Genomic DNA, 10,658 nt, shown 5'->3' on the forward strand with positions numbered 1-10,658 from the left:
TGCGGGTTTCAACATACTTTATGCTACGTTAGCTGCTTTCGATATAGAATAACTATTAGCTTCAATCATCTGCCTTGTCTACAGCATGTTGAATTCCCGCTGAAAGATCACTTATATAATGGAATTGGTATAAAAGAGTAGTGCCAGAAGATGAATGAATATAAAAAACCCAACGTTATTAGCGTTGGGTTTTTTTGAATCATTTATATGATAAGGTTTACGTTAGCATATTACTCGTCTAGGAAGGACTTTAAGATCTCTGAACGAGAAGGATGACGCAGTTTACGTAAGGCTTTTGCTTCAATTTGACGAATACGCTCACGCGTTACATCAAACTGCTTACCTACTTCTTCTAACGTATGATCGGTATTCATATCAATACCAAAACGCATACGCAATACTTTAGCTTCACGCGCCGTTAAACCCGCTAATACTTCATGAGTGGCATTCTTCAAGCTCTCGCCAGTGGCTGAGTCTAATGGCAATTCAAGGGTAGTATCTTCAATAAAATCGCCTAAATGTGAATCTTCATCATCACCAATGGGCGTTTCCATTGAAATCGGCTCTTTGGCAATTTTAAGCACTTTACGGATCTTGTCTTCCGGCATTAACATGCGTTCAGCCAATTCTTCCGGTGAAGGCTCGCGGCCCATTTCTTGAAGCATTTGACGCGAAATACGGTTAAGCTTGTTAATCGTTTCAATCATATGAACAGGGATACGAATAGTACGAGCCTGATCGGCAATTGAACGCGTGATCGCCTGACGGATCCACCAAGTGGCATAGGTTGAGAACTTATAACCACGGCGATATTCAAACTTATCTACCGCTTTCATTAAACCAATGTTACCTTCTTGAATGAGATCCAAGAATTGTAAACCACGGTTGGTGTATTTTTTCGCAATGGAGATCACCAAACGTAAGTTGGCTTCAACCATTTCTTTCTTTGCACGGCGTGCTTTTGCTTCACCAATTGACATACGGCGATTGATATCTTTAATCGCACCAATGGCAAGGCCCGTTTCATTTTCAATGGCATCCAGTTTAGCACGACAGCGTTGCACATCGTACTCAACCATTTTCAGACCTTCAGCATAAGGTTTACCTGATGCAAGCTCGACATTGAACCATTCAATGCTGCTTTCATTACTGGTATAGCTTTTAACGAAGTTCTTCTTGGGCATTTTGGCTTGTTCAACGCAGAGCTTCATGATGAGTCGCTCTTGAATACGCACTTTGTCCATCATTTCGCGCATATTTTTCACTAAGCCATCAAATTGCTTAGGCATTAAACGGAATTCTTTGAAGATTTCACCAATTTCAAAGAGTGCTAAGGTTGACTCTGCATGGCCACGGCCTTTAAGTGCGATAACTTTTAACGCACTTTCGTGAGCTTCTCTTAATTGAGCGAAGCGCTCTTCAGCTTCTTCAGGATCGGGTCCTTTTGGACCATCTTCATCATCGCCTTCTTCGCCTTCAACGTCTTCATCGGCGAGATCTTCATCAGAAAGTTCAGAACCAATATGTGTTGCCGTTGGTGCCACATCTTCAGCGTTAGGATCAACAAAACCTGAAATGATATCGGATAAACGGAGCTCTTCCGCTTTATAGCGATCATATTGGTCAAGAATAATACTAATTGCTTGAGGATATTCAGCGACGGATGCTTGTACTGTGTTGATCCCTTCTTCAATACGCTTGGCGATAACAATTTCGCCTTCACGAGTAAGCAGTTCAACGGTACCCATTTCACGCATATACATGCGGACGGGATCAGTGGTGCGGCCTAATTCGGCTTCTACGGTGGCCAGCGCCGCCGCGGCTTCTTCAGCTGCATCATCATCAGTACTGTCTTCAGACATCATAATGTCATCGGCATCGGGCGCCTGTTCGTAGACCCGAATTCCCATGTCATTAATCATCTGGACAATATCTTCAATCTGGTCGGCGTCGACCATATCAGCAGGTAAGTGGTCGTTCACTTCTGCATAGGTTAAATAACCTTGCTCTTTACCTTTGGCAAGCAACAATTTAAGTTGCGACTGCGGAGTGTGATCCATAGATATCATCCAAGTTGGGAGTAACAGTTAAAACGACGGGGCAAGTATGCCACGCAAATCGTCAATTATAGCCTTGTACGCGTCCTTGTGCTAGTCTTAGCGGCAAGTTTTGCACGTTTTTTATGCTAAGCTTGTGCTTTCATGACCGAGATAAGCTTTTGAAGCTGTATCCTTTCTTCTTTAGTATGTTGTTGCTTGAGACTGAGTTCTTGATATCGTTGCTCAATATATTGATTATTTAGCCAAACCAAGGTCCCTTTTAACTTTTGCAGTAAGTTTTCATCCGCCACTTGATGATCCCATTGGGCTAATTTATTCAGGATGTTGACTTGTTTGTCTCCCCTGAAATGTTCAAGTAGTTGTGCGCTGCTCATGACTTGCTGCTGCGTTAACCTTAATACTAAGCTGAGCAAATCAATGCCCGGCATTTGTATGTGTTGCAGTGCCGGTTGCTGAGGTAAGCCATAGCCTAAACGAGGATGTTGCACTAAAAGGGCAATGGCCAGTCGTAAAGGTGTTCCTCTGCCTGTTAAGGTTTGGGTTTTGTTTGGCTTATCTTGTGCTTTAGATGCAAAATTAAACTTGCGTTTCAGCTCATCGGCATTATTCATTCTGAGCTTATGTGCCAGCTCTTCCAGCAATAAGCTTTGTAATACAGTATCTTGTATTTTCTCTATGAGTTTTATGGCACTTTGTGCCAGTAAACTCTTATCATCTTTTGCGTATTTTTGGGTCAGATTATCAAATAAAAAATCTGCTAAGGGCTTAGCCTGAGCCAGTTGTGCTTCAAAGGCTTCTTTACCGATTTGCCTTATTATGCTGTCAGGATCTTCACCTTCTTGTATAAACATGAAGCGAATTTGTACGCCTGGTTTTAATAAGGGCAATACGGTTTCTAATGCTCGCCAAGCCGCTTCTTGTCCTGCTCTGTCTCCGTCATAACAACAAATCACTTCTCGTGTGCTACGAAGCAATAATTGAAATTGCTCTGCAGTGGTGGCGGTGCCTAATGAAGCGACGGCATAATCGACACCAAATTGACCCAATGCCACCACATCCATGTAACCTTCAACAATTAATATTTGCTTAGGATCTTTATGGCGTTGTTTAACTTCATAGAGGCCATATAATTCATTGCCCTTATGAAATATGGGCGTTTCTGGAGAATTCAAGTATTTTGGTGTGCCATCACCTAATACACGTCCACCAAAGCCAATGACTCTGCCGCGTCTGTCCCGAATGGGGAACATGAGTCGGTCTCGAAATCTGTCATAACGTTTACCGTTATCATTTTCAATGACCATGCCTGCCGTTAATAATTTATTTTGGGCATCTGAACTTTGACGGTAGCGACTGAGTAATCCATCCCAGCCATCGGGGGCAAACCCAATGTTAAAATGAGTAATAATTTCTTGCGATAAGCCTCGATAGTCAAGGTAATCAAGCACTTTTTGTTTTTCATCATGCTGTCTAAGCTGATGTTGATAAAATAGGCTCGCCTCTTCCATTAATTGATACAAATCACGGCTTAAACTGTCGTTGCGTGGTTTACGAGAACCTTGCTCTTGAGGGACTTCTAAGCCGAGTTGTCCTGCTAATTCGTCGATGGCATCAATGAAATCAAGCCGATCATATTCCATCACAAAGTCAATGACATTACCGTGAGCGCCACAACCAAAACAATGATAAAACTGTTTATCTCGACTGACAGTAAATGAAGGTGACTTTTCACTATGGAAAGGGCAACAGGCAGAGTGATTTTTACCTGCTTTTTTTAAAGGTACTTTAGCGTCAATCAGATCGACTATATCAATACGAGCGACTAGCTCATTAATGAAATCACGAGGTATTGCCATTTTTGGGAAAAAAGCCGCCTTTATAAACAGATTATTGGGAAGATAATTGTATAGTTTAACGTCGACTATTGCATAAAACAATCAAGGATTAAAACAATCAAGGATTAAAACAAACAAGCCGTGCAGGAGCACGGCTTGTTCATACATTAAAACGGCATTTATTTAAGCTTTGCTTTAATCATGGCACTAATTGATGCCATGTCAGCTCTGCCCAATACTTTTGGTTTCAATGCTCCCATTACTTTGCCCATATCCGCCATGGAAGATGCTGACATTTCAAGAATGCTGGCATCAATTAACGCTGAGATTTCCTCTTCAGTTAGAGGTTGCGGTAGAAATTCTTCAAGGATTCGAATTTCTTCCGCTTCTGCTTGCGCTAATTCGTCACGTCCTGCAGCAGTATATTGTGCAACAGAATCACGACGTTGTTTTACCATTTTGGTTAATACTGCTATAGCTTGCTCATCATTCAGTGTTTCGCGGGTATCCACTTCAATCTGTTTGACGGCAGCTAATGCCATACGAATAGTGCCTAAACGTACCTTTTCTTTGGTACGCATGGCAATTTTCATTTGGTCTTTCAGCTGATTAACTAGGCTCATAAGAGATTAGTATAAACGTACGCGACGCGCATTTTCGCGAGAAAGCTTCTTAGCAAGACGCTTGATAGCAGCGGCTTTAGCACGTTTACGTGCAGTAGTTGGCTTCTCGTAAAATTCACGAGCACGAACGTCAGCTAAAATACCTGCTTTTTCACAAGAGCGCTTGAAACGACGTAAAGCTACGTCAAATGGTTCATTTTCACGTACTTTAATAATTGGCATACGCCATCACCCCTTAGGTGTCGGTTGGTGGGTCAAGACGAATCAGACCCAAGTTAATTTAAAAATGGTGCGAAATTCTATACCGATTGACGGGCGTTTGTAAAGCCTTTCACACGACAGAAATACGCATATTGCCCATATAAGGGATTTTGATGTGCGCATAACTGGTGTAATTCTGGCTCAGCAGGTAGAATTAGGCCTTATTTTATTAACCAAAAAGACGGAAAAGAATGCGGGTTTTAGGTATTGAAACATCTTGTGATGAGACGGGGATTGCGATTTATGATGATGAACAAGGCTTGTTGTCTCATACCTTATATAGTCAAGTAAAGTTGCATGCTGACTATGGAGGGGTTGTGCCTGAATTGGCGTCAAGAGACCATGTCCGTAAAATTATTCCGTTGGTGAGGCAAGCACTAACGGATGCTAAGGTGAGTATTGAGGAACTGGATGGCATTGCTTATACCAAAGGACCTGGGCTTATCGGTGCATTACTTGTTGGTGCTTGTGTGGGGCGTGCGCTGGCTTTCTCATGGGATAAACCCGCCATTGGTGTTCATCATATGGAGGGACATTTATTAGCCCCTATGCTGGAAGATGACGCGCCAGCTTTTCCGTTTTTAGCCTTATTAGTATCGGGAGGGCATTCTATGCTTGTGGCGGTGGAAGGCATTGGCCGTTATGAAGTGTTAGGTGAATCCCTTGATGATGCTGCGGGTGAAGCTTTTGATAAGACAGCGAAGTTAATGGGACTTGATTATCCTGGAGGTCCTAGATTGTCTAAATTAGCAGCCCAAGGTGTGCCTGGAAGCTATCATTTTCCCAGACCTATGACAGATAGGCCGGGTCTGGATTTTAGCTTTTCAGGATTAAAAACCTTTACAGCGAATACGATTGCTTCAGAACCGAGTGATGAGCAGACCAGAGCGAATATCGCTTGTGCATTTGAAGAGGCGATTGTGGATACTTTGGCGATAAAATGCCGCAGAGCGTTGAAACAAACAGGTTATAAACGTTTGGTCGTAGCGGGCGGAGTCAGTGCCAATACACGCTTACAAAAATCATTAGCCGACATGATGAACAAAGAAGGCGGAAAAGTGTATTACCCTAGAGGGGAATTTTGCACCGACAATGGCGCCATGATAGCTTATGCGGGCTTACAGCGATTAAAAGCGGGGCAAGTCGATGATTTAGCGGTTAAGGGGCAGCCGAGGTGGCCGCTGGATACCCTATCTCCTGTGTCTTGAAGTTACACTGATAAGCATAAGCACCTATTTAGGTGCTTTTTTTTGCTTTTTCTTTAATCGTAATTTGGTTTCTTTGCCTTGTAATAGGCGAATAATATTGTCTTTGTGACGAATAAGGATTAATGCCGATAACATGGCAACAGGTAGTGTGAATCTGTCATCTAACCACCAAGTATAAATCGGCGCTGTCAGGGCAGCAGCAATAGCGGCAAGGGAGGAGTATCGCGTCACTAAAGCAATCAATAACCAAGTGCCTATTAAACAAAGGGCCAAGTCGCCACCAATGGGAGCCATAGCACCAAAAGCGGTGGCGACACCTTTGCCGCCTTTAAAATGAAAGAAAACAGGATAAATGTGGCCTAAACACGCAGCAATGGCAATGACGCCTAACAAAAGAGGATCTATGCCTAGAATGTAGGCAATATAAGCGGGGGCTGCACCTTTTAGCATATCAAAAATCAGTACCATAAGTGCGGTACTGACACCACCGATACGCATAACATTGGTGGCACCTGGGTTCTTTGAGCCTTGAGTTCTAGGATCGGGCAGGCCGCGTAATCGACAAATTAAGATGGCACTGGAAATCGAACCGGCTAAATAGGCGGCAAAGATCATAAATAATGTCAGTGCAGTGATGCTCAAATTGGTTTCCTTATCCGTCTTAAGGTATTATCACGCCACTCACTAAAGGGGGTCTTAGTCCATTAGACAGAAAATGTTAATGGTGCCCTTCAGTGGTGAAAAATCCATTTTTAATGTGACTATTGAGTCGACATTTAACAATTAAACTTAAAATGGAATGTTAACTTGCATGTGCTTAGCTCTATCGTGCCTAGCTCTATCCTACTCGGGTTTTCGACGAGAGAAAAGAAGACAAGTGACATTATTGATAATTTGGATAATATTGTCGTGTATACAAGTAGCAATCTCATCGTTTAATTATTTTGGAGATGAATGATGGACAGAGTATTAATTCGTGAACTTAAAGTTGAAACTGTAATTGGTATTTATGAATGGGAAAAGCAGATCCATCAAACTCTTTTGATTGATTTGGACATGGACTATGACATTCGTGAAGCGGCGAGTACGGATGATTATCAATTTGCATTATGCTACGAAACGGTATCTAAGCGTTTGATTGCTTTGATCACTGAAAAACCCGTTGATCTTATTGAGACTGTGGCTGAAAAAGTGGCGAAATGTGTCATGGATGAGTTTAATGTACTGCGGGTGAGAGTCAAAGTGATGAAGCCCGGTGCCGTGCCATCGGCGTCAGCTGTGGGTGTGGAAATCGTAAGAGGGCATGATTAAGCATGGCAACAATATACATCAGTATAGGCAGTAATATTGAGCCAGAAAAGTACGTAAAGGCTGCACTTATCGAATTAGAAAAGGCATTTGGGCCATTGACTTTATCTTCGGTATTTGAAAGTGAGGCTGTAGGCTTTCAAGGACAAAACTTTTTAAATATGGTGGCTGCTGGTCATACGTCAGAGCCCATTGAGTCTGTTGTGGCCACTTTCAAGCAAATTGAGAAGCTTCATGGGCGCTTGCCCGGTGTGAAGAAGTTTAGTGCCAGAACATTAGATTTAGATTTATTACTGTATGATGATTGCATTTGTGAGCAACCTGTTGTGCTTCCTCGTGAAGAAATTTTGAAAAATGCATTTGTCTTATGGCCTCTCGCTGAAATCGCCCCTGAGCGTTTACACCCTATTGCGAAGCAAACCTATCAAGTGCTGTGGCAACATTTTGATAAAGACTCTCAGCGGCTATGGAAAGTTGATTTACTTTAGCGGAATGTAAGAAAACACTCTTATTTTTACTTTTTATTTTCATTATCTTAAAGCGAATCGTTACCTTACTGACCGCTTTTCGATATGCATTGGATATTTATGGATACTTTTCAAGTCATTATTTTAGCCCTTATTCAGGGGCTAACCGAGTTTTTACCGATTTCCAGCTCCGCGCATCTGATTTTACCGGCTCAGTTGTTAGGGTGGCAAGATCAGGGGTTATCTTTCGATGTTGCAGTGAACACAGGTTCATTGTTGGCTGTGGTGATTTATTTTCGCCATGAGCTTTATTCAATGTTTACGGCTTGGACTGGCAGCATCGTCAATAGGGAGCAAAATGAAGAAAGCCGCTTAGCATGGTGGATTATTTTAGCGACTATCCCTGCTGTCGTCGTGGGCTTTACTGCGAAAGATTTTATTGCAACCCATTTTCGTCATATTGAAGTGATCGCCGCAACCACCATCATTTTTGGTTTGTTGTTATGGTGGGCGGATAGAATGAGCCGAGAAGGTTTGACTGAGTTTCAAGTGGGATGGAAAAAAGCCTTATTTATTGGTTTAGCCCAAGCTGTAGCGCTCATACCGGGCACATCGCGATCAGGGATCACTATGACTGCAGGCTTGATGTTAGGTTTGACACGAGAAGCCGCTGCGCGTTTTTCATTTCTCATGTCTGTGCCGGTGAGCTTAGGGGCAGCGATATTGGTGACAAAAGATTTAATATCAAGTGAGCAAGCCATAGATTATCATGCATTAGGGCTAGGCATTGTGGTGTCTTTTGTTTCTGCTTATCTTTGTATTCATTATTTTTTAAAGATCATCAGTAAAATGGGTATGACGCCGTTTGTGATTTATCGCTTACTGTTGGGCTTAGTACTTTGTGGTTTTATTTTTTTATAAAAGAGGCATGAATGATGACAAACAGTCTTTATGTATGCCCTAAATGTAAAAGCTCCTTACACTTGCATGCTGAGTCGCAAGGACTCTATTGCGATAATAAACATCACTTTGATAAGGATGAGAAAGGCTATTGGGTATTGAGTCGAGCGAAAAAGCCTAAAATGGATTCTAGGCAAGTCATGCGGGCCAAACGTCATTTATTAGCGAGTGGATTGTTTACCCCTCTAGTCGATGCGATGGCTGCTTTGTTGATTGATAGTCAAAATGAGATAGGCATTTTGCAACAAAGCGTGTTAACGCACTTGGACTTTGATTGTGCTGATGGTTTTTATATGCGAGCACTCGCCAATACACTAGAAGCCCAAGCTCCTTCTTTTAAGTTAGTGCAAACGGGTATTGCTGAAGCGGAAAATGCATTATTTGCGGCGGCAAAGTCAGCACCTGACAATACTTATATTGTTAGTCAATTAAAAGTGTTACCTTTTGTTAATCATTGTTTTGACTTAGTGACTTTGATTGATAGACCTTTAAAAGGTAAAGAGTTATTTAGAGTATTGAAAAAAAATGGTATTTTCCTTCAGGTTATTCCCTCGCCTCGACATTTGTGGCAAATAAAAACGCTTATTTATACTGATTTAGCGAATAAAGAACTAGACTTAAGTGTACCCAGCGAAATGGCGTTGATAAAAAGTCAGCCTGTTTCTTTTACTGTAGCTTGCTCAGGTGAGCAAGCACTCACGTTATTGGATATGACGCCGTTTGCTTGGAGAGCCAGTGACAAAATCCGTAAGCAGATTGCTTCGATGCATTTTGACGCCATTGAAATTGATTTTGTTGTGGCATTAATGGTAAAAAAATAAGCCTTGGTTTCAGGCCTTTCGTGTTTTGAGCATTGTGTGTTTTGAGCAATGTGGAACGCTTAATAATCATAGGAAAGAATGATAGATGATACGTTTATTGTTGTGGTTCATCTTAGTAGTATTCCCTTTCACCAGTTTGGCAAATGTGTACCCACTGCCGGATAAAAACAGTCGACTCATTGGTGAAGTACAACAACACATTGTTCAAAAAGGTGAATATTTTCAGACGATAGCTAAAGATTATGATGTGGGTATTTTAGAGTTAATGGCTGTAAACCCCAATGTGGATCCTTTTTTACCCAAAGAAGGCACGCTATTGCAGATCCCTACCGTAATGTTGTTACCCGATGTACCTCGTGAAGGGGTGGTGATTAATTTAGCCGAATTAAGGTTATATTATTTTCCAAAAGGGAAGCAAAAGGTGTATGTTTTTCCTGTTGGAATAGGCAAGATTGGCAGTGAAACCCCTGTCATGGTAACAGAAGTAAAATCAAGGATCCCAAATCCAACATGGACACCGCCAGCCAGTATCCGTAAAGCGCATTTAGAAGAGCGTGGTGAAGTGTTGCCAGCTGTGGTTCAGCCAGGTCCAGATAACCCATTAGGAAAATTTGCGATTCAATTAGCTCATGGTCGAGGCAGTTACCTTATTCATGGAACCAATCAAAAATTTGGTATAGGCATGCGAGTGAGTGCTGGGTGTATAAGGTTGAGTCCTGACAATATTGAATGGCTTTTTAATCACATAACACGAGGCGAAAAGGTTACTGTGATTAACCAAACCGTGAAAACATCGATAGAGCCAGATGGTCGTAAAATGATTGAAGTTCACTCCCCTTTATCCACAAGTAACCACAAAGAAATTCAAGTTATTCATTTGACCAAGAAAGATCGTCAATTTATGGAACAATATGATGTCGATACCCATATTGTTGATCGCGCCTTTATGGAGCAAAATGGGTTACCGGTGAACGTGAGTTTATTTCAATAAATATCCCTCTGATACGTTGAGTTTTTGAAAGTTTAAAAGCGTCCTTCATGGGTAATGCCGATCATTTAACGATTTATTGATCGGTTGACTGATCGTTTAAATGCGTCAAAATCCGAGTCCTATC

11 protein-coding genes are annotated in these 10,658 nt (G+C 41.9%); 6 read left to right on the forward strand and 5 right to left on the reverse strand.

The genetic code is table 11. The features are described 5' to 3' along the window. Positions 1-230 precede the first annotated feature (230 nt). The 4 genes from rpoD to rpsU form a co-directional block, all read right to left on the reverse strand. Positions 231-2,060 (reverse strand): RNA polymerase sigma factor RpoD, encoded by a 1,830-nt coding sequence (rpoD, locus tag Q0791_RS23125; RefSeq protein WP_299011574.1) that lies wholly within the window; start codon positions 2,058-2,060, stop codon positions 231-233. A 125-nt stretch (positions 2,061-2,185) separates the two neighbouring features. Next, a complete protein-coding gene (gene dnaG / locus Q0791_RS23130; protein WP_299011576.1) occupies positions 2,186-3,916 on the reverse strand; it encodes a DNA primase in 1,731 nt (576 codons plus the stop codon). Between the two features lie 158 nt (positions 3,917-4,074). Next, complete coding sequence (locus tag Q0791_RS23135) at positions 4,075-4,518, reverse strand: GatB/YqeY domain-containing protein (RefSeq protein WP_299011578.1); 444 nt, start codon at positions 4,516-4,518, stop codon at positions 4,075-4,077. A 6-nt stretch (positions 4,519-4,524) separates the two neighbouring features. Further along, on the reverse strand, positions 4,525-4,740 hold the full coding sequence (gene rpsU / locus Q0791_RS23140; RefSeq protein WP_020911290.1) for a 30S ribosomal protein S21: 216 nt from the start codon (positions 4,738-4,740) through the stop codon (positions 4,525-4,527). 230 nt (positions 4,741-4,970) lie between these two features. Between rpsU and tsaD the strand changes: the two genes are divergently transcribed. Next, positions 4,971-5,987, forward strand: coding sequence for a tRNA (adenosine(37)-N6)-threonylcarbamoyltransferase complex transferase subunit TsaD (tsaD, locus tag Q0791_RS23145; RefSeq protein WP_299011580.1), 1,017 nt, complete (start codon positions 4,971-4,973; stop codon positions 5,985-5,987). A 24-nt stretch (positions 5,988-6,011) separates the two neighbouring features. Here tsaD and plsY read toward each other — a convergent pair whose 3' ends face one another. Further along, positions 6,012-6,629: a glycerol-3-phosphate 1-O-acyltransferase PlsY gene (gene plsY, locus Q0791_RS23150; protein WP_299011581.1), complete on the reverse strand. Its 618-nt coding sequence runs from the start codon at positions 6,627-6,629 to the stop codon at positions 6,012-6,014. 315 nt (positions 6,630-6,944) lie between these two features. Between plsY and folB the strand changes: the two genes are divergently transcribed. The 5 genes from folB (at position 6,945) to Q0791_RS23175 (ending at position 10,534) form a co-directional block, all read left to right on the forward strand. Further along, positions 6,945-7,298 (forward strand): dihydroneopterin aldolase, encoded by a 354-nt coding sequence (folB, locus tag Q0791_RS23155; protein ID WP_299011589.1) that lies wholly within the window; start codon positions 6,945-6,947, stop codon positions 7,296-7,298. A 2-nt stretch (positions 7,299-7,300) separates the two neighbouring features. Continuing rightward, entirely contained in the window at positions 7,301-7,783 is a 483-nt protein-coding gene (folK, locus tag Q0791_RS23160) for a 2-amino-4-hydroxy-6-hydroxymethyldihydropteridine diphosphokinase (RefSeq protein WP_299011583.1), read from the forward strand. A 99-nt stretch (positions 7,784-7,882) separates the two neighbouring features. After that, complete coding sequence (locus Q0791_RS23165) at positions 7,883-8,683, forward strand: undecaprenyl-diphosphate phosphatase (RefSeq protein WP_299011585.1); 801 nt, start codon at positions 7,883-7,885, stop codon at positions 8,681-8,683. Positions 8,684-8,697: 14 nt separating this feature from the next. After that, a complete protein-coding gene (locus tag Q0791_RS23170; RefSeq protein ID WP_299011590.1) occupies positions 8,698-9,543 on the forward strand; it encodes an SAM-dependent methyltransferase in 846 nt (281 codons plus the stop codon). Between the two features lie 85 nt (positions 9,544-9,628). Next, positions 9,629-10,534: a L,D-transpeptidase family protein gene (locus tag Q0791_RS23175; RefSeq protein ID WP_299011587.1), complete on the forward strand. Its 906-nt coding sequence runs from the start codon at positions 9,629-9,631 to the stop codon at positions 10,532-10,534. Positions 10,535-10,658: the final 124 nt, after the last annotated feature.

It is taken from the genome of uncultured Shewanella sp., assembly GCF_947495455.1.
GTDB lineage: Bacteria > Pseudomonadota > Gammaproteobacteria > Enterobacterales > Shewanellaceae > Shewanella.